Here is a 23,702-nt window from a genome sequence, read left to right as displayed (position 1 = left end):
GCAAGGTGCTTTCACCCCAAGGAGGACTCATGCCCATCGCCCGCCGCGCCCTCTGGCTCCGCCCCACCGAGTCACCCCAGCCCGGCAGCTTTGGCCTGGCCTGGCCGCTGCCCCACCCCTCGCCCCAGGAGGAGGGGAGCTGGGTCTTCTGGCAACAGGGGGTGGCCTGGTATTGCGCCCCCGAGCGCGACCTGCAACTCCTCGAGGCCACCCTGCGCCCCTGGCAGATCGGCCCCGGCGCCCAGGTCATCCACCCCCGCCCAGCCCATGTCCTCAGCGTGGTGCGCGACCCCGAGTGGGACTGGCCCACCCACGCCACCCTGCTCACGCCCGGCGGGGATCTGGTCTTCAACGTCCCCATCGAACAACTGGTTATGTCTATCGAAAAGGAGGCTGCATGAGCGTGGTTTTTGCTGTCAACCTGGAATCCCAAACCCTGGAAAACGCCACCCACCTGGCCCTGCTCACCGACGAGGAGGCCCAGGATCTGAACCGGGTCTCGGGCGACCTCTACGGGTTTTTCGTCAACCACTACCGGAAGCGCCTGGTGCCCACCCGCCTGGTGGATCTGGAGGACACCCTCAAGGAGCACGAGTACGCGCTGGAGGAGCTGGGAGAGGCCCAGATCGCCCGCGACCGCTACCGCGAGGCCCTGGAGATCGCCCGCGCCCAGGCCATCCTGGAAGGGCGCATCCAGGGCAAGAACGCCGAGGAGCGCGAGGCCCATGCCCGCACCCTCCTGGCCGAGCAATATCAGAACCTGCGCCTGGCTGAGGAACGCCTGACCCATGCCAAAGCCCAGGCCGAGATTGCCCGTAGCCGCTTTGAGATGATCAAGGCACTGCTGGCCAAGGGCTGAACCAGGGGGCGGCTCATGCCGCCCCACTTCTTTGAGCGAGGAAAAACCATGAAAAACATCCGCGAGCGCATTGAGGGCTTTCTGAACCGGCTGGAGCGGGCCGAGGGTATCCTATTAGAGGGGCGGGTACACCGGGTGGAGGGCCTCTCCCATACCTACGTGGTGCGGGGGAACGAGAACTACCTGGTAGACCTTGAACGGGAGACCTGCACCTGCCCCGACGCTGCCAAAGGACACACCTGCAAGCACCTGCTGGCGGCGGTGTTGCTCGAGCGGGGGGAGAAGAAGGCAGGGGTTCAGACGATGGCCGCTAAAGATGCATGAGCAACGGCTATGGGGAAGACCGGGAGCCACCGCTCCACCCCCCTGCGCGAGCGTTGGAAGGGCGGGGCGGATGAAGCTCTTGCTGGACGAGAACCTCTTCTGAGGAAGGGAGACAGCACCAGGGGGTGGCTTCGGCCACCCCTCTGCTTTTCTTGCAAGGAGGAAACATGGAAGCCATCAACATCTTGACCGCGCCTCTCACCAGTGATGAAATCGAGTGGAAGATCATTTCTTCCAAAAACGGGAGCACCACCCTGGCCCCCTACATTGACGCTCGTGCCGTCATGACCCGACTGGACCGGGCCTTCGGGCCGTTTGGCTGGCAGGTGCGCTACGCCCCAGCGCAGGTAGGCAACGAGCACGGGGTCATCGCAGGCATAACTATCAAGAACCCCGAGACCGGGGAGTGGGTGGAGAAGCAGGACGGCTCTGGCGCTTCGGACATGGAGCCCTTCAAGGGCGGCATCTCGGGGGCCCTGAAGCGGGCTGCCACTGTCTGGGGGATTGGGCGGGAGCTTTACACCTACCCCAGGGTGATTGTGGAGGGGGAGCACAAGTACATCCCCTGGAAGGTGCTGGAGCGGCTCAAGGGGTTGCCCAAGGCTGTGGCTGAAGGCAGACCGCTGCCCGAGGTGATCCGGCTCACCACTGAAGGGGAAAGCGTGCGGAAAGGCTAAGGACCCACCGCCCCGTCCTGTTTTCCGCGCCAAACGCGGTCAGCCGGGCCGGGCAGGTGTCATTCGCGATCTAATCGAACGCGCTCAGGGCTCAGTTCGGCTGCGGAGGTCTCCACGACATAAGGAACCTCGAGCGCCAGGAAATGGGCCCTGCCGCTCTCGACCTTGAGGCGCTCGCTGATACGTAACTTGGTTGGGTCCTTGCTGCCCTTGGTCTCGCAGATGAAGTAGAGCTTTTCCTGCTCCCCATCTACCATGACCACGGCCCAGTCGGGGCGGTACTTGCCGAGCGGGGTGTCCACCTCGAACCAGTCGGGCAGCTTGACGAAGAGCTTCACGTCCTCACGCCTGTCTAGGGCCTCGGCGAAGCCCCGCTCGACCTCCGACTGGAAGATCACCCCGTCATAGATGGAATTGTTCACCTCGACGATTTTGTCCAGATAGCCGATGAGTTCCTTGCTCTCGAAGAGCATCATGTCGTAGGCCTGTCCCTCGAGCCGTTCGTACTTGATGCCCTCCACCATCAGCTCCTCGAGGGTGTTCCTGACGGCGGCCAGGGCCAGGTCGATGAAGTGGTGGGGGTTCACCTTGGCATCCGCCAGCCGCCCCAATTCCTTGAGGATGCGGGCCGGGGGGCTAGCGGGGTTTTCTCAGAAAAAAAATGGATTCGTAGTATTTATCCATTGAACGCGGCCTTGCATTCCGATTTTTTTTATCGAGTTCTACATCTACCCTTTTTTCCACGATGAAGCCGCAGGAGGTTGCTAGTTCGCCAAAAATATCATCACAGGGCACCCTGTACAACACTTCTCGCGTCCTGTAGGTATAGAATACACTCTCTTTCCCAATCACATAGATTGCCAAGCCATTAGGCAAAAGAACCCGATAGCTCTCTTCCAGGGCTTTCTTCAGTCCCTCGTAATAGGCAAGAATAGGTTGAGCCTTGATACTCCGAAGGCTATCTGTCAACAACCAATTGTAAAGTTTGTGTACTGAGTCGGGGAGACCATCACCAGCAGGAGGAGTAGATTTCATCGATCCAATGCTTTCGGTTTCCACATGATGTATTTCCTCTTCAGACATTAATCCGAGCGCTGTGATAGAAATCAATTTGCCGACCAGATAGTCCTCACGTCCCGATGATGCAGGCAAATATGGGGGAGATGTGACAATGAGGCTGAATCTACCTGGCTCGTACGGGAGCTTGGCTGCATTTGCACTACGAACGCTCGAGGGAGCTAACCTCAATCCATATCCTTCGACAATAGTTTTCGCGACTGAGGCAGCACGCAATAAGTTAGAGAGATTCGAGCGCATGATGCTATCAATTGACTTCTTGCTTACCTCCAGAGCGAACCGACCAACCCCTGTGCCCATCATTCGAACATTGAACTTTCGGGTCAAGGCATCACTTAAGCAGATTTCGAACAGGCGTCGAGCATCCGGATTGGCAATCCCTGTGATAGCCCGTTTCCATCTGGCTATGGATACTTCATACATCCGTTTTTCATCGACTTTACCCTTCCTATCGAATTTCTTAGCAATTATGGGTGGGAAAGTGTACCCTTCATCTTCCTGACTAAGCTCGATCAGAGAACTTAGTTCAGCTATGCTCTGCGAAAGAAACTTTTGATCGAGCCTTAGAGCGTCTAGCTTGGCTTGGGAAATGGCACAGGATAGCTTGTCAATATCTATCCCATGACTCTCAAACCCAAGCATCGACCCCTCAACCAGGGCTGTGCCACTGCCCACAAAAGGATCTAGGAGTGATACATTCCCTGCCGGGGTGCGGGGTAATGATGGTAGGGACGTGACTATTAGTGACCGAATTAGCCGCGGGAAGAACTTAGCCTTATAGGCATGCAAACCATGCACATGTTGGGTTGAGGTTGAACCTCCATTTGGTTTGACTAGGTGAAACTTTCCTTGGCGGCCAGTGGCTAGAAACGTGACCAGCGCCCGAAGCGTCTCTTGAGTGGTCTGGGTTAGGTTGCTCTGACTGAGAATTTCCCCGGCTGCCATGAGCGGCACAGCGCAGATGAAATCAGCCTCCCCGTAGGTTATGCGGGTGACCCACGGAACGCGTCCAATAAGTTCATCATCTTCTGGAGTGTACCTTCGCCATATCTCCTGCACAAAGTTGAATTGCAGTACGAGCATTTCCATCGTATAGAGTGTGCCACGTGCGATGAAACCTATAGGTTGGCATCCCCTTGCATGAAGATCTGCGATTGTCTCTGGCAGGCCAATCACATCCCTCACGATTGATGGAGCAAATACTCTCGTCACACTCTCAAAGAAGTGCTTTGCCTCTTCCTCAGCAAGGGAAACATCCCCTTCCAGAAGTATGTTAGACCTAAGCTTCAAGTAGTAGGCTAGTTTTGGATCTTCCATTTTGCCTCAAAGTCAAACATACTCTTTAGCCAAGGGTCTCGAATATGCGACTGTGTAAAGGTAATTATGCCATCAAATAGGTTGTACAGTGGGTGATTATCATCAAGATCGCTTGCTTTTTGAGCTTTTCCTGTTTCATCAAGAGTCCATACCAAATTCTGAAGTGAGGATAAGTATTCCTCAAAATGCCTTGCGGCGTGGATATTTGATATAATGCCCAGTCTAAGCTTCCATTTAGATTTAGAAGGTTTGTTTTCTACTCCAATTTTTAGAATTTGATATATGCCCTTCTTTATATCGTCTGTCCTATCCATCCCAACGCTTGTCTTAGAATCAGACACGCTCTCAGGATTCTTTCCATTACCTCCCTTTCTAGAAGGCCAGTGAGGCGGTGCGGGATTAGGTTCACCCGATCCATTAGTTAGCCAAAAGATAGATTGTTTACGCTTTGGATGATAAAATGTTAACGCATTGTCCCAAAAATCAAAGAATGTAGAAAAAAATGTTTTATCGCTCGATAAAAGAGAAAGAAGGGAGCGGTATCCCCAAAACGAATCATCTTCATTTTCTATAGAACCAAGGGTGAAAAGGTGTTCAGTCCACTTTGAGTTGTCATCACGTTTTGGCACAAATAACTTTATCGGAGTTTTATAGATTGGGCTAACAGCGACTGGAGCATCATGATCCTTCAATAGATTCCCCTCCTCGTCCTTAAACGGCTCTGCGTCCTTTGCCAGTGGCAGAGTCAATAGAGGTGCTGCCTTAACTTCACCAAAAAATAGATTTTGACCGGCATCTTCCAAAATAACTATGTCAATAGGTTCCTTCCCCTTTAGAACCTGTGCCTTTACATTATTTTTTTCAAACAGCACGCTAATAAATCGCCGTAGAATTCGCGAGGTTACTTCACCTATATTCGCAGACTCTGGTTTATTTGACTTATTAAAGTAGAAACTATTGTCCAGTGCATGCCGAGGACAACAATTTGTAAAGTGAAAGTACAACCTTGGAGATGGGGAAGGACAGTAAAACCACCCCCTTTGACTTACGTATCTATAGTAGGCCGCTGATACTGCAAGATCAAAGGCTGCAGCCAGAATTCGGCCCAGTGAGGCCTCCGGCTTAGCGGTTTTGAGATTATAAGATTCATTCACCAATTGCCTTATAAGATCAAGCTCCCACTTGCTGTCCTTTTCTGGGGCTGAGTTTCTCCGCACATCTCTTAGAAACGACTCTATTGGGTCATGATCTGTCATACTGAGGTGTAAGTGTAACCCAACGAGGGGCTTCGTCAAGGGGCGTGTAAAAGCCCTTAGGCAATGGCCTCAATGCTGATCGCGCATTACACCCTGTAGAGGTTGCGTGGCTTTTCCGGTGAGGGGGGCGGAGCATATGGTAAGGCTCCATCAGCCAATCGGGGTGCAGGGTGAAGCGAAATCCCTGGGGGAAATGCTGTGAGAAGCGCTCAGTTATGCGCTCGGCATAGCAGTGTTTGCACCCTGGACTGACCTTGTTGCATCCGGTGGTAGGGTTCCAGGTGGCATCCGTCCACTCGATTGCAGTACCGACGTTGGCCATTACGCTGTAACCTTAACACGGATAAACCGATATGTCTATGGGGATTAACACACCCGACTAGAATCTACAAACCACCTTACCCAAATCAGGCCATGCGATTATGTTTAGATCATGAACCGTCGTACCTACCCATCGGACGTCAGTGATGAGGAATGGGCCCTGGTGCTGCCCTATTTGACCCTCGCTCCGCTAGAGGCTCCCCAGCGCAAGTATGACCTGCGCGAAGTGTTCAACGCCCTGCGTTGGATGGTCCGAACCGGTGCTCAATGGGACTACCTCCCCCACGACTTCCCACCCCCCCATATCGTTCAGGCGCAAGCCTACCGCTGGATGAACCGGGGGGTCTTCGAAGACCTGGTACATGATCTGCGCATGACCCTGCGAATGCTCCAGGGCAAAGCCGCCCACCCCAGTGCTGCCATCTACGACGCTCGCACCCTGCAGTCCACCCCGCAAAGTGGGGGGCGGGCCGGGTATGACGGGCACAAGCGACGCAAGGGGAGCAAGGTTCACCTGGCGGTGGATACGTTGGGCCATCTGCTGGCTTTGGTGGTGACGGCGGCCAGCGAACAGGAACGGGCCCAGGTGGGGGCACTGAGCCAACGGCTACAGGAAGTTACTGGGGCGCAGGTGGCCGTGGCCTTTGTGGATCAGGGTTACACCGGAGAAGAGGCAGCACAAGCGGCGGAGGCGGAAGGAATCGCCCTGTGTGTGGTCAAGGTGGAGGGTGCTAGACGAGGATTCGTGCTGCTGCCGAAGCGTTGGGTGGTGGAACGTTCGTTTGCCTGGACATCCCGGTTTCGCAGGCTGGCACGCGACTATGAGCGGCTGGCTGAGACCTTGCGAGGCTGGCACTGGTTGGCCTTCTCAGTTCTGATGAGGGCGAAAACTGTGGAGCTTTTACGAACAGCTAGTTAGCAGGTTCTAATCTCAACCCCACACCCGCCGGTAACTTTCCGCAACCTGCTCGAGCGAACTCTCCGCGTAGATCTGGGTGGTCTTGGGATCCTGGTGCCCCAGGAACTTCTGAAGCTGCTCGAGGGGCATCCCCCGATCCAGCAGCGTTTGTGCCACCGAGTGCCGCAGCAGGTGGGGATAGACCCGCTTCTCAATCCCCGAGACCTGTGCCGCTTGCTGGATGAGCTTCTGGATGGCGCGAGCCGAGTAGCGGTCGTGGCGGTTGGACTCGAAGAGGTGGCCCCGCGTCCGGCCCGCCAGATGCACCCGAAGCTCCTGAGCCAGGGCGGGCAGGATGGGCACGTAGCGCACCGAGTCCTTCTTGGCCTTGTGGACGTAAATGTAGGGGGCCTCCCCGTCCAGGTGGATGTCCTGAGCCCGCAGGTGGACAAACTCGCTCACCCGGACTCCGGTGTAGAAGAGGGTCTTGAGCATCAGGCCAAAGACCGGCTTGCGGGGGTTCATGCGGTAAGCCGCCTGGAGCAGACGCTCGACCTCTTCCGGGGAAAGCCTTTCCACCACCCGGCGGCGCTTGGTAGGTGGAGAGAGCTCCATCAGGCGGCGCACCCGCTCCACCACATACTTGCTCCCGTCGTAGTCCAGGTGAGCCTTCCGCCAGAGCCTGGCCGTCTCCCGAATCACCGCCTCGAGTTCAGAGTTCGCCCTTGCTTTTTTACCACGCACTTCAGCCAGCTTTAGGGGGGTTGCGCTCTCCATTTGTCCCTCAGTCTAACCGGGAAAGTTCGCTGTAGGGGGCTTGTGCGAAGTTTCGGCCCGATGGTGGTTGGACTGCACCCGCTAATCCCTAAAAAGACAAATGGTCCCACACACCACCGCTTCGTGCAGCATAGTTGACAGCGACAGCGGCGCCAGGTCTTGAGTGCATCGAGCCGAACGGCTAAGCCTACCCGCACCTCCAGGTTGCCGAAGCAGGTCTCGATGCGGACGGTGTCGTTACCAGTGAAGTTACCGGGAACGGTGCACTCGATGGCCACGCTGTAGCCGCTGATTTGGTAGGACGATCCGCTCGGTGGGAGGCGGGCCGAGGAGCGAGATGGGGTCTTGCCCCTGGGGGGTATGGCGAGGAGCACCTGGATGCTGCCTTTGGTACTGGTCACCGTACCGCCTACCCCGATGAGCCCCGCGCCACCGATCATGCCCACTCGGGTGGTGCCCTTGAGGGTACGGCCCAAGTCACCCCGGAGCATGATGGTCTGAGGCTGAACCCCCCAGTCAGCCTCCCCCAGGCGAATAACTCGGGTGGGAAAGGCTGGAGCAAACTCCCTCAGCCGTCCCTTGGGGGGCAGTCGTCGGTTTGAATCGGGCTGTCCTCGCTAATGAGCCTAGAATAAGGCTTTTTGTGGATTAACCCCCTCTCCTATAGCGTTGAGGGCATCCTCTAATTGAGGGTACTGCTCGCGGGATCGAATTACTAGGATACGGTCGAGGTCTGCCGGATTACATTGCAAGTAGCGGGCCACTTCCTGACGTGAGCCTTGGAGAATTTTGAGCACTCCCTGTACCTTCTCCTCCCCCGCAGCAATGTCTGTTTTGGTTGGAGCGGGGACAGCTAGCACCCTCCCATACCGTAAAGCCGCCCGGCTAGCATGGAGGCTTCCTCCTTCAAGTCCGGTCTGGATCAATACCACCCCTCGGGCTAAACCAGCCTGAATGCGGTCCCGTTTGACGTATTGCGGGGCAAAAGGGGGGATTCCATATGCGTATTCGCTAACCCAAGCTCCACCCGCCTCAAGGATGGACTTGGCCAGCACGGTGTGGGACTTCGGGGTGATGGTGTCCAACCCGTGAGCCAGTATGGCCACGGTGTGCCCTCCCACTTCTAGAGCTGCCTGGTGGGCGATACCATCCACCCCCAAGGCCAAGCCACTCACTATGCTCCAGCCCTGCTGACCAAGGTAGGTCGTTATGCGCTGGGTGATGACCTTGCCGTGTTCGGTGGGTTCTCTGGTACCGACAACCGCGACAGCCCGGTGATGGGTAGGCTTGAGATTGCCCTTGACGTAGAGCAGCGCCGGTCGGTCCGGGGTTTGCCGGAGCAGCGGGGGGTACTGGGGATCCAGCACGGAGATGATCTCCGAGCCGTCCGCCTTGCAGGCGGCGAGGTCGCGCTGGGCGAGTGCTTGCGCCTGGTTGAGGTTCTCTTGCGTGAGGGCACGACCTATGCTGGGGAACCTAGACGCGATCTCGTCATAGTCCCACTTGACAAACCCCTCCGCTTGGGCCAGCTTGAGGAGGCTCGAAGCGCCTACTCCCCTCAATTTGCTCAGGGTGAGCAGCTTCCGCGTCACTTCGCTGGGCTCAGGCATGCCCTCACCATACCAAACATCAGCCCTTATGGAGTAAGCGTTACTAGCGAGCTATTGGGATGTCCTCAGTGTGCCGGCAATGTTCGGGGTATCCGGTACACCCCCAAAATACATTTCCGGTGGTGCGGTTTTTGCGGTAAACCATCAACCGCCCGCACTTGGAGCACAGTTTGTGCTCTGGGGTGACCTCAAAACTGTACCTGCTGATGTTCTTGGCTAGGGCGATGGGGTAGACCGAACTGGCTCCCGCCTCGATCAGCGTTTCCTTGGCGGCCTGCAGCGTGCTCCCAGTGGTTAATACGTCGTCAAGTAGCACTACCTTTTCGCCCACCACCAGCTGGTTGTTCTTGGCTCGGATGGCCTCTTTAACCATCTGGTAGCGCTCAGGCGAGGTTGCATGCTTGACTGTTTGGGCATCTTCACTAAAAGCTAGGAGATCAGGAGCGGATGCAAGTTTTACGAAGGGATAGGTGCTCCTATCGTAGACCTCAAGCAGCCGCTCTAAACGGCGGTCGCGCCCAGGCTTAGCTGGGACCACCGTTACCAAGTCAGCCCCGTACTTTACCTGCATGTGTCCGAGCACCGCCGCGATCGCATATACCCAGCTGTCTTCAATCGGGAAAACACCAGAGCTTTTTTTGCGCTCGATTTGCTGAGATAGCGTGTGATTGTTGTGAAGTGTGAGCGTCACCCCCTCCTTAGCAAAGTAACGCCCGAGCACCCAGACTACCATTTCTTTGCCCTGAATGGGAACGGAGATGCGAGTGGGTTGGACGTTGCCAGCTTCCTTCCACTTCTCATCTTTTTCAGCAAGATAGGCCTCAAGGACGTGCAGATACCGGGTGTAGGAAGTCGGGAGATCGCACAATGCGGTAGGGTTGTTCAGAACTACCTCGGGCAGTAGCTGGTTGGTTACGCCCTGAGTGCCACCCCAGGTGGCCAGCACTGGGCGCACCCCGGCATGGTAAGCCGCTTCAATGTCGTCCCGACTATCGCCGATATAAGCAACCTGGGAAAATTCTGTGACCCCCACAGTCTGCATCGCCTGCTTAAGTGCATCCGGATAAGGCTTATGCCGATCCACATCCTCATAAGTCACGACCGCGTTCCAGCGAATGTCCGGAAAGCAGTGCTTTAGGATTGGCTTGGCGTACCAACCGGGCGAGCGGGTAACCACGCTCAAACTTACCTTTCCCTGAAGGTAGTGCAATGCCGGGAGGAGCCCTACGTAGGGCTTTAGTTGGGGAAGGGCTTTCTCGAACTTATCCGACAGGTGCTTCTCGCGGATGTCCTTCAAGTGCGCGGTAGCCACGAGGGTGTCGTCAAGATCGAACATAAGGTGAAGAAGGACGGGCATTTCAAGCTCCTCCAATTACACTCTACCTACGGAAAACTCACCGCCTAGCCACAATCAACCGGGATGAGGTTCACCCGGGCCGCCAAGCCCCAGTAGCTCCTGGCTTCAATCTGGTGCAAATCCAACGAGCGTACCCGCACGCTGAAGTGAGTCTCTATCCAGCCCCGCACCCGACTCATCCACCCTGGCCACCCCGTCTGAACCACCTTCCCTCCCCGCAACCGGTAAGGTGGCGTCAGTACCCCAGGTACAAAGCGAAACCCTCGGTTCCCCAAAACGGGGGCAAGCCCATCCAAAAGCTCCAAAGCCCAGTGTTCCCGGGCGTTCCCCGGTAGGATCGTCCAGCGATGAAAGGTACCCCGCGCATCCATCACCGCCATCAAGGCCTAACCCAGCAAAGGCGCCCAGGGGCCTACCCCTACCGCACCCTCCGGCAGCTTGAGGCTGTGGATACGGTGGCCATGGGCTAGGGAGAGGCATTTGAGGTTTACCACGTGTAGGAGGGGTTGAGCCTGGATCAGGCGTTGGGCCAGTAAGGCCCGGACGGCATGGGCGTTTTTGAAGAAGCGGGCCAGACAGGTGTAGTGGGGAGTTTGGGAAAAGAGGTGAGCGTAGGCGGTTCGAACGAGAAAGTAGCCGCGGTAAAGGTTCATGACCAGGAGAGTGATGCAGAAGGCGATGGCAGTGAGTTCGCTGTGGGAGGCTTTGCGAAAGGGGCTGTCCTAGATAAGCCCTAGATTACCCCTCCTCCCTGAGCCAACATTTGAGCAGCCGTAGTTGCTCTTTGGGACTACCGTAGTTGAATCTGAACTCGCACTCCCCCTGGAGGAGGGGGCGGCCTGGGCCATGTGGCTCGCAGCCTGGCGCTTCGGAGCGCGGGTGGGGCTCCTGCTGGGGCTACGCCGGGAGCTGCTGGGGCGCAGTCGCGAGATGGAGAGGTGGGAGCGGGAGAACTTCCTGAACTGAGCAACCTCCTGGCGGTCACCCAAGCGAGCCCTGGTACAGAAGACTCCCCGGAAGAGAAAAAAATCTTCCTCTTCCGGAGAGTCTCTTCTGTTGGGAATGTTGGGAATTCCCTTTTGGAAAAAACAAAAACTCCCAACGCCAGGAATGTCGTTCAGGACTCGTTATTTATGTCCTTGTTGGGAATGTTGGGATTGTTGGGAGTTCTGGCGATAGTGGCCCCCTGGATTCCCGCGACATCAGGAAGGCACACTATATTCCATATGCTCTGTAACATGGTGTCATGCACTGGAAAGCGGCCTTGCTCTCGGTTATCGCGGCTTTGGCCCTGCCGGTGGTCGGGCTCATCACGGGGCGCGTGGTGGGGGACTTCTTCCTCCGTGGAGACCTGACCGGCGCGGTTGGAGCAGCCTTCGGCGTGCTGGTGTACGCCCTGGCCCTGGCCTCCTCCTACTCGCACCTGCGCCACTACTACCGGGGCTACGAGGCCCAGGGGGTGCGGGCCTCGTGGGCGCTGGCGCTGGCGGTGGAGGTCGCGACCTTCTACATGAGCTTCTCCTACGTGGTGATCCACTCCGCCTGGGCCTTCTGGGGCAGCCTCATCGGGGCCTTCGTGGTCTTCTGGGGCAACCTCTCCAGCATGTACGAGGCCCGGGTCCAAACTGCCACACTTCGCGCTTCGTCAAGCGTGGCGTCTTTTCCCGGCGATAGCCGGGTGGTTGACAAAGCCCCTGCAGCGAGCGAGGAGCCTGTAGTCCAGGCACAACCCTTTCGCGCTGCGGTGGATCCGGTGCAGGAGCGTTCGCAGTACGAAGCTATCCTCGAGACGCTCCTCTCAGCGGAGGCTGTGGAAACCAAGATCAGCCAGGTGAGGCAGTCGGTGCGGGCAGTCCAAACGGCCACGGTTCCACAGAAAGCCAGGAGCGAACCCCTGTCGGAGATTTCGACCCGCACGGAAGAACGTCAACAGGAACCCACCCTGCTCCTCTCCGAGGGGGATAAGGAAGTACTCCGTCTGGCGGCGGAGGGGCCAATCGGCCCCTCGGGGATCAGCCGGGCGCTGGGGATCGCCAAGAGTTCCGCCGGGGACCGACTTAAGAAGCTGGAGCGCATGGGGCTATTGGTGAAGCAGGGCTCGAGCTACGTTCCCACGAGTCACGCCCAAGCATCCATTGAGGGAGGACAGGCGCTGTACCAGGGGGCGCAGGCACTCCGCTGAGCGGCGGGAAAGGAGAGCGCTCGGGGGGGTTGCTTCTCGTCAGGGACGGCTTGGTGAGGTTGTAGAGGCGCGAGCGCGCAATTCGGCGCTGATCGAGCCAGGGTTTCAGGGTCGAGCCGGCCGAGCGAGGCAGCCCCGCGGGAAAGCCATAGGGCGTGAGCCAGGGGGACGAGGAGAGGCGGGTACAGCGGCCATCGGAATCGTTGGCAAAGTACGCCAGCGATTTTTACGGCCACCTCGAGCTTTGGCACCTCTCCACCGGCTCGTTTCATCTGAAGAGCGCTATAAGCCGCCCCTCAGGGGGAGCAGCTGCCCCCTGACCGGCCCGCGCCGCCGCGGGCGGCGGCTCCCTATCGCTGCTCCCAGAGCTCCGGCGGCAGCTCGCGCACGAAGGGGCTCGGCCGGCGGGGGTCGTAGGCGACCACCAGGGCTTGCATGGCCCGCGAGCAGGCGACGTAGAACAGCCGGCGGTCACGGGCCTCGTAGGCCTCCACCTCCTCCGCAGGTACCGCGGCCTGGCGGGGGAGCGTGCCTTGGTTGACGTCGAGCACCACGACCACCGGGAACTCCAGGCCCTTGGCCGAGTGCAGCGTCAGCGCCTTGACCGCCGGCTGGTCGAGCTCGAGGTCCTCCCCCTTCGACCACGCCGCGGGCATGTCCAGCCGGTTGAGCGCGGCGACCACCTCGCGCGCGCGGGCTTCGCTCGGGCAAAGGATGCCCACCCCGCTCAGTGGCACCCGCAGCTGCCGGCACAGCCGGTAGACCAGCTCGCGGAGCGTGCCGGCCTCCGTGCCCTGGTCGATCCCCACCAGCAGCGGCCTGGGGCCATCGCGGTGGGCCGGTTCAGGCAGGTCCTCCGACTCCAGCGACGGGTGGCGGGCCAGCGCTGCCAGCGCTGCATGAATAGGCCGTGTCGAGCGGTAATTGCGCCGCAGCAGAAGGCTCCGGCCCCTCATGTCGAGCGCCTGGTCCACCGCCTTGAAAGAGAACCCCTGCTGGTAGAGGCTCTGGTTGGCGTCGGCGGTGAGATAGAAGCCCTTCGGGTGCTTGACGAGGCGCAGTAGGAAGCGCAGGGCGACGGGCGGGAGATCCTGTGCCTCGTCAACTATTACCGCATCGTAGTTCGGTTGTGCACTGGCTCGTGCTGCCGACCGGGCCCGGTTCCAACTCAGCAGCCGGCGCTGATCGAGCAACCTGCGCCAGCGGTCGTAGGCTACCCACACCTTTTCTCGCTCCTCGGGGTATAACGGGAGCTGCCGCCCATGACGTGCGAAGCTCAGGTACTCCCTGTGATCGAGATCCCAGGCCTGAATTACGTCATGGAACTCATCGCGCAGATAGCGCGGGCCCAAACCCTGCAGGAACGGATCCCGTAGCTCGCCCAGCACGACCCGCACGGCGTCGAGCAACTCTGAGTCGCCAGCAATTTTCCAGGAGGCGGCCTTCAGGTTCTGCCGCACTAGCCTATCCACCCAGCTAACCTCGACCTCAGCGTCCAGGCCCCGCTCTTCGATCAGGCGTGAGAGCAGCTGCTCGGCGTAGTGGGCGAGGGTGGTGGTGTAGGTGGCGAACAGGATCCGCGAGCCGGGCCGGTGCTGGGCGTAGGCCAGGGCCCGGTACAGGGCCACAACGGTCTTTCCGGTGCCGGGACCGCCGCGCACCAGGGTTGGACCCTCCAGCCGCCACTCCGAGGCGTGAATTTGCTCGGGATCAAGGCGGAGCAGTAGGTCGCTGAGGCGGCCGCTGAGGTAGTCCTCCAGTTCCTGCCGCGAGTGCACCACGTACTGCGCCTCGGACTGCGTTTGATCCAGGCCAGGCTGATATAGCATGCTGATCACGTGCACAACCCACTCGGCAGGCACCACGCTATCGAGTGCAAGCAAGTCGTCGTCGCTAGTGCAGCTCAAGAACTGAGGGAAGTAAAGTCGTGGTACGCCCCAGCCCTCGAGCTGCTCGGGGCGTAGCGGGAAGACCTGCTCCTTCGGCGGGCCTCCTGCGGCGAGCTTTTCGTCCTCCTCGTCCCAATCATCGGGGTGTGGCGTAGTGAGCTCGCTGGGCGTGTTCAGCGTGCGGGGGTTAAAGGGCAGACTGTAGGTGTCCTCGCTACGCCGGCGAACCGCATGTATCTCCACGTACTCATCCAGGCGGCAGAAGACCCGCCAGTTACCCACTTTCAATCGATGAAAACCAGGGTACTTATGTAGTGGACTCAGGTTGAGCCGCCCCGAGCGTGGATCCCTTGCCAGTAGGTCGATGTCGCTCAACAGGGCATCTCGCTCACGAGCGGGAACCGCTTGCAACTCCCTCAGAGCGGTGATAGTGAAGATCGTGTGCCGCTGCATCAGCCCTCGACCCCCTGGGGATTTTTAAATAGACGTGCGAGCCCACGAACAGAGCTGAACCAGGCCAGCAGCGAGCGTATGTATCGTTCGAGTCGATCAAGCCGTGTTGCATTGTTTTGCTGAGTATTCGAGATGGTTTCGCCCATCTGCTCCAGGGTCTGAGCCAGTTCCTGCACCTGCCGCTCGAGCTCCTGCTGCCTCCGCGACTGTACGCCGAACTCCTCTTGCAGCAAGGCGTGGGTCTGCTGCAGCGTGTGCAACTCCTGACCCAGCGCTTCGCGGGCCGATCGCTCGGTATCGAGGGCGAGGCCGAGGGCCTGCCGTTCCCTCACCTCCTGCTCCAGGCTCTGGGAAACGGCACTTATCTGCGAGTTCATGTGTCCCAACAACGCCCGAAGCTGGTCAAGCTGGCTGCTCAACTCCTGGCGCAGGGCTGTCTGGGCCCCGAATACCTCACTCTGAAGCGCCTCCAGCCCCCCGCGCAGATTCTGGTCAAGGTCTCGCAGCGGTTCCTGTACTCGAGCCTCAACTGCCGCTACTTCCTCGCGGAGGGCTTCAAGCCACTCTTCCTGGGTGGCGGACCACTGCTGTTTGAGTGACTCAACTCGCTCACGCAGTTCCCAGAGCAGGCGCTGATCGCGCAACCCCTCCAGATCCTTGAGTGTCTCGCTCAGGTGCTGGCCCAGGCGCTCTATCTGGACTTTGCCTTCCTCCTTGAGGCGCTTCAGCAACCCATTCACCTCGCTGTGGAATCCGGCACGAGCCTGCTCGAACTCCATCCTCAAGCGGGATACGTGCTCCTCAGAAGCCTGCAGAGCTGCCTCCAGCCGGGGCAGAGAGTCCCCAGCACGCCCGAACAAGGCGATGGCATGAGCCACCTGTTCGTGGGCGGCGTCCAGTCGTTGTTGCTGCTGTGTGATCCATTCGTCGGTCAGGTAGTCAGCCATTCATTCCTCCTATACCTCTATCTCTATGTGGGGGCGTGACGTGCTCAACAGCAGTGGTGAAAGCCTTAAGCACTTCTGCAGGCAGCAACTTGCTCAGGCGCTCGGCAACCTCCACCAGTCCCTCAAGCGCCCAGGCACGTTCAACGTGCGCTGCACGAGCAGGGTCAAGCTGCCGGAGGGTCTCAAGCAGGGTGAGGCGGGGGTGGTTGCGTCCCAGAACCCCCTGGGGATCCCCTGCTAGGTCGTCAGCGAGGCTCGGCACCCACTCTCCCAGGGCTAGCACGAAGGCCAGCTGGTTCGTCAAGCCCATCCGTGCGCGCAGCATCACGTCCAGAGCACGCTCGGTCAGCACCTTGGCGGTGGCCCTCTCGCCCTCGAGGCCCGCGCACAGGGCAGCCAGAAACAGCACCGCCAGGTCGTTGGGTCGTTGCTCGAGCAGATACTCCGCCCGGCCGCGCACAGCGCCCACGAATCCCGCCTCGACCACTTCGCGGGCGTATGTCCTCAGCGCCGTGAGGTTGTAGCCTGTAAGCACGTTCTCAAGACCCTCGGCCAGGATCCGCTCGCGCGCTGCCTCCTCGGGAACCAGAGCTCGCTCACGCCCGAATTTCATGTCCGGTACGCAGGTGTCACAGAAACCGCAGCTATAGTCCTGTGGCAGGCGTAGCTCGAAGGCCCGCCGAAGATATACGCGCCGACAACTGCCCGCCGGCAGGGCTGCATAGTGGTAGAGGTTGCGCAGCCCTGCTAGCCGCATGGCCCGGATCGTGGTATAGAGCGCCTCGATGAGGATCTTCCCGGCTCGCTGCACGAACTCGGCCTGGTTTCCCTCGGAGCGGGCCAGTTCTTCGACTTCGATCAGCACCGCGTCCGGGGTGCCCGTGGCTTCGCCGTAGCCGCGCACGTAGTCAGCCAGAGCGGCGACGCCGCGAGCCCAGGTCCAGTCCTGATTGAGCGTCGCTCGGTAGGCGTGGCTCCTCTGGCGGGTATAGGTGTGAAGCACCTCCAACACTCGCAGGCGGGAGAGGGCCTTCTCCACCGGTTTGCTGTCACCAGCCCCGGCCGACTCCACCAGCAGCCTCCCGGTCAGCGCCCTGTTGTAGGCCTCGGTAAGTTGGGTTAGTTCATCCCGGGCACCGGGGAAATTCTGGTTGATGAAATAAGCCTGCTGGCCCACGTCGCAAAGCTCCTTCAAGCCGAAGGGACACCGTAACGTTGGGAAACCCCGCCTGTCGCGTTCCAGACAGGGGAGCGGTAGGGGGTCGTCCGCTCCCAGTCCGAAGATAGCCCGGTCGCCCAGGTGCTGCTCGGCGCAGGTGGGATCCGGAGGAACTGTGACCAGCGCAACGTGGGCGTGCGCGCGGTCACGTCCAGCCCGGCCAGCCTCCTGGTAGTAGCCCTCCAGGCTGCCTGACATCACGTAGTGCACCACCAGGCGTATGTTCGGCTTGTCGATACCCATCCCGAAGCCTTTGGTCGAGACCAGCACCGGCAGGCGGTTGTCGAGGAATTGGGCCTGAACCTCTAGCAGATGCTCGTCCCAATCGCTGGGGCTGGTGAAGTCGTCCCTTTTCCCAACGAACCCGCAGTCCGCCTCAGCGCAGCGATAACGGCCGTAGTCGCTGTAGTAACGGGTAGAGCCACAGCGCGGGCAGTGGCCCGGGGCAGAGTTGGAGTGGATGCCTACCGCTCCCTCTGGCAGCACCCTGTTGCGCCGGAGGTGCTCTGCCACCGCCGCTGCGTTGCTGGCGAAAAAGGCACGGCTGTGAGCGTTGGCAAAGGGGGCGAAAACCACTGCGCCGTGGCGGTGGCGGCCGCGGGAGTCGCGCTCGAGCAACCCCTCGCTCCCTGCCCCCAACACGGTAGGCGCGACCCGGGTCAGCACCTCGTCCAGTGCTTGCAGTCGTCCAGCGAAGCCCTGGCGGCCATCGACGACGTGGACGCTGTAGCTAAGCTCGGGCCGGTCGCTACTGCGGCTCTGCACCACACTGTCTGGACTGATGCCCAGCAGACGCAGGATATCTGCACGCACCACCGGTGAGGCAGTGGCGGTGAGGGCCAGCATCGGTACACGCTCGGTCACTCCTTGCTGCTCTATGTACTGACGTAGACCCTTGAGATGGAGGTAAGAGGTGCGGAAATCGTGCCCCCACTCTGACACACAGTGGGCCTCGTCAACGGCTATTAGAGAGAAGCGGTGGCCCCGGATGAGCTCCCCCAGCTCCCGCCGGAAGTTGGCCAGGTCGAGGCGCTCAGGAGCGATGTAGAAAAGACGGTAGCGGCCATTGCGAAGGTGCTCCAACGTGGTCTCTGCGGTTCCTGCAGCGTGCTTGCGTCCACTCATGAAGCCCACCCCGGTGATCCCGTCGCGGTAGAGGTGGTCAACCTGATCAAGAATGAGTGAGACCAGCGGAGAGACCACCAGGGCAGTACCCGGCTGGATCAGGGCAGCTAGCTGATAAATTGCTGATTTGCCGTAGCCCGTTGGCAGCAGCACCAGCAGACTCTCGCCAGCGAGCACCCGCCGCACGGCCTCGGCCTGCTCCGGTCTCAGGCGGTGGTGGCGGAAAAACCGGCTGAACAGGTGGTCGAGCACCTCCGGCGCCGGATCGACGATGTGGTAGCCCGGGTCAATGCCCGCCGGATCCTGAATTAACCCCCGAGCGGCCTCCAGAACCTCGTCCGGCTGCCAATCCGCCAGCAAGAGTGGGTCTTGGGGGTCGTCGATGAGCACGTCCACCTCACTCACGGATCCGAACTCCACCTCCGCCAGCAGCAAGCGTCTAAGCTGGCCCTCGGGGTCGCCCAGGTAGGCCCGGAGTGCCCGCTGCGACGCTTCTCCCAGCCCATCGGCCTCCAGCCGGACTCGCGGCAATCGCTGCTTAAGGCCGTAAAGCCGCCGCACCACTTCCAGCAATTCCAGGCTGTCCAGGAGTGCGAGCACCGGTAGAGGCTGGTCGCCGCGAATCCGCACCCGCAACTCGCCCGATTCCCCTGTGCCCAGCCGGGCCAGCCAGGCAGCCGACCACAGCCGCAGCGCTGCCGGTCCCAGCACCAGCCAGCGTCCCCAGGCCGGATCACCGCTCCGCACGGCTATCCCTTGCCGTTTTGCCTGAACCAGGGTCCAGCGCGATGAGGCTTGTAGGGCCTCTAGAGCATCGACGGTAACCGGCGCGCCGCCCAGGCGCCAGTGCTCTGGGCCGGGCTTTGGTGCATCTAGCGCCGCGGAATCGGGCATCGCTCGCTCGAAAAAGGGGAGCAAAAGCCTGCCGAAAGCACCCTGGCGCTCTGGAGCCATTGGGTCAAGAAGAGAGAAGCGGCTGTAGGCTTCGGCAGGCCACAGTTCCAACGCGTCCGCGTACTCCGGTAATTGGGCGGTGCGCAGATCACCCTCAACCCAATCCAACTGCAGCCCCTCTGCTTCGGCAAGTACGAGCAGGGCTTGCTGCAAGAAGTAAGGTACTCCTTGCAACGGGTTGTGGTGGGGCCAACCCTTGGGATCCCAGCCGACCAGATAGGCAAGGCGGTCAATCCTCACGCCATCTCCTCCTCCGGGCCGGCCGCCCGGTCACGCTCCCACAGGCTGTAGGCCAGAGCCAGCGCCTCGGGTCTGGCCCCCGCCTCGACCAGGGCACGATCGGCCTCGATGAGGGTCTGGCCGCTGCTGATCAGATCATCGAGCAGAAGTAAGCGTAGCCCGCGCACGGCGGCGGGATCGGCCACCCGCAAGGCTCCGGCCACGTTGGCGCGCCGCTCCGCCTCCCCTCCAGCGTCATGCTGGCGGAGGGGAGGCACCCGTTGCCACTGCAGCACCCTCAGCACGGGATGTCCACGGGCTTCGAGTTCCTCGGCCAGGGCATCCAATCCGGCCTGGACGGGCTGTCGTGAAGGCACATAGGCCACCGGTAAATCCGGAAAACGCCGCACGAGGTAATCTGCAACTGCACGAACACGCTTGCCAGAGCGCTTGAAATCGAGGATCTGGTAACGTGCATTGCTTAGGAGGTCGTTGGCTCGCCTGCTCCTGGGCCGCTCAGGGAGGTAGCGCCCGAGGACACTCCAAACCCGCCCGGCCCGGCTCAGTCGCAGCGGGGCCGCGATTACTTCGGCTGGGACGCCCTCCTGCTCCAGGGGGTGCAGGTAAGCCCGGTAGTCGCCCAGTGCGTAGAGGAGGTCTTCTGGAGCAGAGAAGATAAGATCTGGCCCTGCGTTGAGGGCGTGGGCTGCGTCCGCTGCACTCCAGGTCGCCAGAGCGGAGACGATCCCCAGCCGTCGTGCTGTCAGCACGTCCTCTAGCCGGTCTCCTACCAGAAGCACCTCTTGCGGGTTCAGATCCTCAATCAGCGGTTGCAGCCGACCGGTGCTTGGTTTGTTGGCCGACGCCACAGCGCTACCCAGGAGCCTCGCTGCCACACTCGCGGGGAAGTGCCGCTTTAAGGCAGTCTCGACGTAGCGCATTGAGTTGTTGCTGACCAGCACCACCTCGACCCGGCCGCCCAGGAGTTCCTCCAAAATCTCCATGACGCGGGGGATCGGGCGCAAATTTTCGACCAGCAGGTCGGGATCTTCACGTAGACGCTGCGCTTTGGAGACGCTGGAGCTGTCGAGCAGCAGGCTGTCGAGAACGAAAATCAGTCGCCGAAAGACAGGGTATTCTGTGAGTTTGGGCAGAAGGGTGGTGTTGGTGTCTGGCCGGGAGGGTGGCTCGAGCAGGTTGCGTAGCAGGTGTGCTGCAGCCGTGGTATTGGGCTCGGGCTTGTACGGACGGGTCTCCTCCAGAAGCAGCCGCGCCTGCTCGGCCGGGGGCGCTTCTACCGCGCCGCTGGTCGCAGGGATGTCCTGGGGAAGCCTGAGTTCGCGCAAAGGCAAGATGCAGCCGAAGCACCCCTGACCCTGGCAGTCGCAGCGCAGGCTCAGCTCCAGCAGCCGTCGGGCCTCCGCCAGGATCTCCGGCAGCTTGGCAGGCAACTGGGTGGCAACCCCGATGCCGCCCTCAACAGCGTCGTAAGCGGTGAATACCAGCTCGTGCCGCGGGGCCTGCAAGGCGAAGCCTATGTCGGAGAGGTCGGTTTCGAGTACGTCGGGAATGGCCTTGGCCAGTGCATTGCTCAAGGCCCAGTACGCCGCTGTTGAGCCGTCGCTGAAGCGGATCTGGCCGAGATCGGTCTCGTATTCGCGAGCGAGAGGCGAGAACACCGGGTGATTCTTCCAGGTGTCCGGGACGTTCTCGAACCCAGTTTTCCAGCCATAGTGTGGCTCCGTCTCCTCCCCGCACGAGCAGGTACCAGGTAGCACAAAGTTGAAGGCATGAGTACTCACCCTGGCCTGGCGTTTGGAATAGCTCTGCAGGACGTACCCTCGCCCCTGTATCGGCTCCTCTCCGTCTCGCGCGGACTCCGGCACCACCACGCTTCCGCTTTTGAGCAGTTCTCGCTTCTCCAGCGGATCCAAGAGCACTCTCCGCCCGTCGCAGTCTTCCACTACCCACTCCTCAACACCATGGATCCCTCTGATTCCCCGAGTGCTTCGCAGTGACGGGCAGCGGAATTGCACGGTCTTAGTGAGGCGCTTGACAACCAACTCCAGGCCTACCCGTACCCGCCCCCGTCCTGCTTCTGCGATAACCGAACCTATAGCTGTGCGGGCTTCGACCTCCTCGAGCCGAGGGTAGACGACAAGCCACGGACTGTGGTAATGCTTCACCTGCTTGAAGTCGGACTGATCCACCTGCTTGGCGCCGTAGTACGCCCGGTTGTAATCCTCAGGATCCATCAGGCTGTCGGTGACGTCCTCGACCCATACCAGCACGGCCTCCTCAGTGCGCTGGTTCCGGGTAACGCGGGCGCGCGTCCAATCGATGCTGCGGTAGTAGCGGCCCTGATGTGGGAACACCAGGCCCAGCGCCCACTCCCGATGAGCCGCCTCCTGCCGCAACTCCCCAAGCATCCACTCCGGGGTCGTCTCCGCCTCCAGCGTTAGCTCGCCGATACCCTGGATCGGAGCCCCCTCGCCTAGCCTGATCACCAGGTACGTCAGGCCCGGCATCGACCGCAACGGCGGCGCTTCGACCCTTGCAAGCGGCTCTGTAAGTAGCGGGGCGAACTTCCGTTTGAGCTCCTTCCTCACCGTCTCGGGCACGGCTGCTGGACTCAGGAGTTGCTCGAGCAGTTCCTCGCCACCTCGCAGCCCCATGCGATGTGCCTCCCAACGCATGCGCTGTAGGTGCTGCCGTAGCAAAACCGGGTTGGCGGGGTTGATATATACCGGATCGGCCTGGGCTTCTACAAGCCGTTTCAGGTTATCAAGGCGAGAATAGTACTCGTCTGCCGCTACACCGAGACGGCCAGTACGTGGGATGAAGACCACGTGCGCCGGCCCTGAGCGCCCGGCCCGTCCAGCCATTTGCTTGAAGCTGTTGCGGCTACCAGGGAACCCCAGGATAGCGACGTGCTGGAGGTCACCAATGTCAATACCAGCCTCTAGTGTGGTCGTAGAAAAGACGAACATCGACTCATTGCCCTGGCGCAACTGATGCAGGACGTTGGCGTAGTCCCGGTGGCCACTGAAGAGAGGGTGTACTTGCGTGCCACGCTGGCGGCGGTAGGTCTCTGCCAGACGCCGGGTCTCAGCCCGGCTTTCCACGAAGGCGATTCCCTTGCGCCTCTCACGCTGGACAACATGGATGAGGCTGGGCACGTTTTTTGCGACACCACGGTAGAAAAAGCGTGCGTGAACCGGCGCCCCTGACGCACCCACCACGCGGAAGCGATTACGCCCGGTCAGGCGACGCACGAAGTCGGCGGTGTTGTCAAGGGTGGCAGTTGACAGTACCAACCGCACGTCGCTGTGCACCAGCGCCATGAGTCGTCGCAGAAACAGAGCCATATTTATGCCGAAGTAGCCGCGGTAAGCGTGGGCTTCATCAAGGACGATGTAACGGATCTGGCTAAAGAACCCGGCCAGTTCCGGGCGGTCGAGATAGTGGTTGAGCTTATCGGGGGTAGCCACTACAACGTGGGGAAGCCCGTCCTGGAGTAGTTCCTCGAGGCTGATGCTACCGAAGAAGGGGCGCAGCTTGAGTGGCAGCCCCTTACATATCCGCGTGAGCTTGTCGTATTGGTCGGTAGTGAGTGCACGCAGCGGGTAGATAAACAGCGCAGTGTTATTCCGCTGCAACAGGTCTTCGAGGATGCCCGGGGCGAAGGCCAGAGTCTTGCCTGAGGCAGTGGGGGTGGTAATCACGAGGTCGAATGGCTCGTGACGGGTGGCGCGCAGGAATTCCAGTGACAGTGCCTGGTGAGTGAAGAGACCTTCCTTAGCGCCTGCAGCTGCCAGCGCCCGGGCCAGATGCTCGTCGAGGCCGAGAGCATCAAGAGGGACGACCTGGCCGGGCCTTAGCTGTGGCCGGGGGTTGAGCACCTCGGCCTGGTCGAGACTCAGCGGCTCATCCGAGATCGCAGGTATTTGGCACAATTCGACCCCCCGCTCTCTCAGCCGCTGGCAGTAGCGATCGAGACTCATCTGGTACAACAACTCGGCCAGGGTTCGAGGCCACGCCTCACCAGTCCAGGCGTGGATGAGTTCGTCCGGTAGGGTGCGCAGTACTTCCTCGGCCTGGGCCGGAGCAAGGGATACCACCGCACGTTGCAACTCTGCTACCGTCCGTGCTTGTGCAACCGCCGTGCACCAGGTGTTTGGCAGCCCAGGTGGGAGTGCATCAGTGGGAACCAACCACACCGGAAAGGCTGTAGTGCCGTC

The 23,702-nt window shown here is 60.4% G+C and carries 18 protein-coding genes; 6 read left to right on the top strand and 12 right to left on the bottom strand.

What is annotated here, in order from left to right; translation table 11 throughout:
* Positions 1–29: 29 nt before the first annotated feature.
* The 4 genes from Q0X18_RS11515 to Q0X18_RS11500 all read left to right on the top strand — a co-directional run bounded on the left by Q0X18_RS11515 (position 30) and on the right by Q0X18_RS11500 (position 1,860).
* Positions 30–401: a hypothetical protein gene (locus Q0X18_RS11515; RefSeq protein WP_297562579.1), complete on the top strand. Its 372-nt coding sequence runs from the start codon at positions 30–32 to the stop codon at positions 399–401.
* Positions 398–859, top strand: coding sequence for a hypothetical protein (locus Q0X18_RS11510; protein WP_297562577.1), 462 nt, complete (start codon positions 398–400; stop codon positions 857–859). Before Q0X18_RS11515 ends, Q0X18_RS11510 begins: the two co-directional genes overlap by 4 nt.
* Positions 860–907: 48 nt before the next feature.
* A complete protein-coding gene (locus Q0X18_RS11505; RefSeq protein WP_297562575.1) occupies positions 908–1,183 on the top strand; it encodes an SWIM zinc finger family protein in 276 nt (91 codons plus the stop codon).
* 167 nt (positions 1,184–1,350) lie between these two features.
* Positions 1,351–1,860, top strand: coding sequence for a Rad52/Rad22 family DNA repair protein (locus tag Q0X18_RS11500; protein ID WP_297562573.1), 510 nt, complete (start codon positions 1,351–1,353; stop codon positions 1,858–1,860).
* 59 nt (positions 1,861–1,919) lie between these two features.
* Here Q0X18_RS11500 and Q0X18_RS11495 read toward each other — a convergent pair whose 3' ends face one another.
* The 4 genes from Q0X18_RS11495 to Q0X18_RS11480 are packed head-to-tail and all read right to left on the bottom strand — an operon-like array spanning position 1,920 to position 5,832.
* The gene (locus Q0X18_RS11495) at positions 1,920–2,471 is read right to left on the bottom strand and encodes a hypothetical protein (protein ID WP_297562571.1); all 552 of its coding nucleotides are present in this window, start codon (positions 2,469–2,471) and stop codon (positions 1,920–1,922) included.
* Between the two features lie 25 nt (positions 2,472–2,496).
* Entirely contained in the window at positions 2,497–4,254 is a 1,758-nt protein-coding gene (locus Q0X18_RS11490; RefSeq protein WP_297562569.1) for a hypothetical protein, read from the bottom strand.
* Complete coding sequence (locus Q0X18_RS11485) at positions 4,236–5,510, bottom strand: hypothetical protein (protein ID WP_297562567.1); 1,275 nt, start codon at positions 5,508–5,510, stop codon at positions 4,236–4,238. Before Q0X18_RS11485 ends, Q0X18_RS11490 begins: the two co-directional genes overlap by 19 nt.
* The gene (locus tag Q0X18_RS11480) at positions 5,497–5,832 is read right to left on the bottom strand and encodes a DUF5131 family protein (protein ID WP_297562565.1); all 336 of its coding nucleotides are present in this window, start codon (positions 5,830–5,832) and stop codon (positions 5,497–5,499) included. Before Q0X18_RS11480 ends, Q0X18_RS11485 begins: the two co-directional genes overlap by 14 nt.
* Positions 5,833–5,943: 111 nt before the next feature.
* Between Q0X18_RS11480 and Q0X18_RS11475 the strand changes: the two genes are divergently transcribed.
* Positions 5,944–6,750, top strand: coding sequence for an IS5 family transposase (locus Q0X18_RS11475; RefSeq protein ID WP_297562563.1), 807 nt, complete (start codon positions 5,944–5,946; stop codon positions 6,748–6,750).
* A gap of 12 nt (positions 6,751–6,762) precedes the next feature.
* Here the strand turns inward: Q0X18_RS11475 and Q0X18_RS11470 are convergent, their stop codons facing one another.
* The 4 genes from Q0X18_RS11470 to Q0X18_RS11455 form a co-directional block, all read right to left on the bottom strand.
* Positions 6,763–7,506, bottom strand: a complete 744-nt coding sequence (locus Q0X18_RS11470) for a tyrosine-type recombinase/integrase (RefSeq protein WP_297562561.1) — start codon at positions 7,504–7,506, stop codon at positions 6,763–6,765.
* A 626-nt stretch (positions 7,507–8,132) separates the two neighbouring features.
* Positions 8,133–9,116 carry a DNA-processing protein DprA gene (locus Q0X18_RS11465; protein WP_297562559.1) on the bottom strand — a complete coding sequence of 328 codons (984 nt, stop codon included), beginning with the start codon at positions 9,114–9,116 and terminating at the stop codon, positions 8,133–8,135.
* Positions 9,117–9,159: 43 nt separating this feature from the next.
* Positions 9,160–10,473 carry an HAD hydrolase-like protein gene (locus Q0X18_RS11460; RefSeq protein ID WP_297562557.1) on the bottom strand — a complete coding sequence of 438 codons (1,314 nt, stop codon included), beginning with the start codon at positions 10,471–10,473 and terminating at the stop codon, positions 9,160–9,162.
* A 386-nt stretch (positions 10,474–10,859) separates the two neighbouring features.
* Entirely contained in the window at positions 10,860–11,126 is a 267-nt protein-coding gene (locus tag Q0X18_RS11455; protein ID WP_297562555.1) for a hypothetical protein, read from the bottom strand.
* A gap of 593 nt (positions 11,127–11,719) precedes the next feature.
* Between Q0X18_RS11455 and Q0X18_RS11450 the strand changes: the two genes are divergently transcribed.
* The gene (locus Q0X18_RS11450) at positions 11,720–12,655 is read left to right on the top strand and encodes a transcriptional regulator (protein ID WP_297562553.1); all 936 of its coding nucleotides are present in this window, start codon (positions 11,720–11,722) and stop codon (positions 12,653–12,655) included.
* Between the two features lie 350 nt (positions 12,656–13,005).
* Here Q0X18_RS11450 and Q0X18_RS11445 read toward each other — a convergent pair whose 3' ends face one another.
* Genes Q0X18_RS11445 through Q0X18_RS11430 form a run of 4 tightly spaced genes read right to left on the bottom strand, consistent with a single transcriptional unit; the run spans position 13,006 to position 23,594 of the window.
* Positions 13,006–14,997, bottom strand: coding sequence for a 3'-5' exonuclease (locus Q0X18_RS11445; RefSeq protein WP_297562551.1), 1,992 nt, complete (start codon positions 14,995–14,997; stop codon positions 13,006–13,008).
* A complete protein-coding gene (locus Q0X18_RS11440; RefSeq protein ID WP_013012879.1) occupies positions 14,997–15,944 on the bottom strand; it encodes a hypothetical protein in 948 nt (315 codons plus the stop codon). The genes Q0X18_RS11445 and Q0X18_RS11440 overlap by 1 nt, the downstream gene beginning before the upstream one ends.
* Positions 15,937–19,482: a DEAD/DEAH box helicase gene (locus Q0X18_RS11435; protein ID WP_297562549.1), complete on the bottom strand. Its 3,546-nt coding sequence runs from the start codon at positions 19,480–19,482 to the stop codon at positions 15,937–15,939. The genes Q0X18_RS11440 and Q0X18_RS11435 overlap by 8 nt, the downstream gene beginning before the upstream one ends.
* Positions 19,479–23,594, bottom strand: coding sequence for a DEAD/DEAH box helicase (locus Q0X18_RS11430; RefSeq protein ID WP_297562546.1), 4,116 nt, complete (start codon positions 23,592–23,594; stop codon positions 19,479–19,481). The genes Q0X18_RS11435 and Q0X18_RS11430 overlap by 4 nt, the downstream gene beginning before the upstream one ends.
* Between the last annotated feature and the right edge of the window lie 108 nt (positions 23,595–23,702).

Source organism: Meiothermus sp., from assembly GCF_026004075.1.
In the GTDB taxonomy this organism is placed as follows: Bacteria; Deinococcota; Deinococci; order Deinococcales; family Thermaceae; genus Meiothermus.
Note: the sequence above shows the minus strand (reverse complement) of the source record. Positions and strands in the feature narration are given on the sequence as shown.

Excerpts from the sequence above, each read along its gene's own strand:
- Q0X18_RS11465 (WP_297562559.1), bottom strand. The coding sequence starts at position 9,116 with ATGCCTGAGCCCAGCGAAGTGACGCGGAAGCTGCTCACCCTGAGCAAA.
- Q0X18_RS11500 (WP_297562573.1), top strand. The coding sequence starts at position 1,351 with ATGGAAGCCATCAACATCTTGACCGCGCCTCTCACCAGTGATGAAATC.
- Q0X18_RS11490 (WP_297562569.1), bottom strand. The coding sequence starts at position 4,254 with ATGGAAGATCCAAAACTAGCCTACTACTTGAAGCTTAGGTCTAACATA.
- Q0X18_RS11440 (WP_013012879.1), bottom strand. The coding sequence starts at position 15,944 with ATGGCTGACTACCTGACCGACGAATGGATCACACAGCAGCAACAACGA.
- Q0X18_RS11470 (WP_297562561.1), bottom strand. The coding sequence starts at position 7,506 with ATGGAGAGCGCAACCCCCCTAAAGCTGGCTGAAGTGCGTGGTAAAAAA.
- Q0X18_RS11450 (WP_297562553.1), top strand. The coding sequence starts at position 11,720 with ATGCACTGGAAAGCGGCCTTGCTCTCGGTTATCGCGGCTTTGGCCCTG.
- Q0X18_RS11505 (WP_297562575.1), top strand. The coding sequence starts at position 908 with ATGAAAAACATCCGCGAGCGCATTGAGGGCTTTCTGAACCGGCTGGAG.
- Q0X18_RS11480 (WP_297562565.1), bottom strand. The coding sequence starts at position 5,832 with ATGGCCAACGTCGGTACTGCAATCGAGTGGACGGATGCCACCTGGAAC.
- Q0X18_RS11460 (WP_297562557.1), bottom strand. The coding sequence starts at position 10,473 with ATGCCCGTCCTTCTTCACCTTATGTTCGATCTTGACGACACCCTCGTG.
- Q0X18_RS11485 (WP_297562567.1), bottom strand. The coding sequence starts at position 5,510 with ATGACAGATCATGACCCAATAGAGTCGTTTCTAAGAGATGTGCGGAGA.
- Q0X18_RS11455 (WP_297562555.1), bottom strand. The coding sequence starts at position 11,126 with ATGAACCTTTACCGCGGCTACTTTCTCGTTCGAACCGCCTACGCTCAC.
- Q0X18_RS11445 (WP_297562551.1), bottom strand. The coding sequence starts at position 14,997 with ATGCAGCGGCACACGATCTTCACTATCACCGCTCTGAGGGAGTTGCAA.
- Q0X18_RS11515 (WP_297562579.1), top strand. The coding sequence starts at position 30 with ATGCCCATCGCCCGCCGCGCCCTCTGGCTCCGCCCCACCGAGTCACCC.
- Q0X18_RS11510 (WP_297562577.1), top strand. The coding sequence starts at position 398 with ATGAGCGTGGTTTTTGCTGTCAACCTGGAATCCCAAACCCTGGAAAAC.
- Q0X18_RS11475 (WP_297562563.1), top strand. The coding sequence starts at position 5,944 with ATGAACCGTCGTACCTACCCATCGGACGTCAGTGATGAGGAATGGGCC.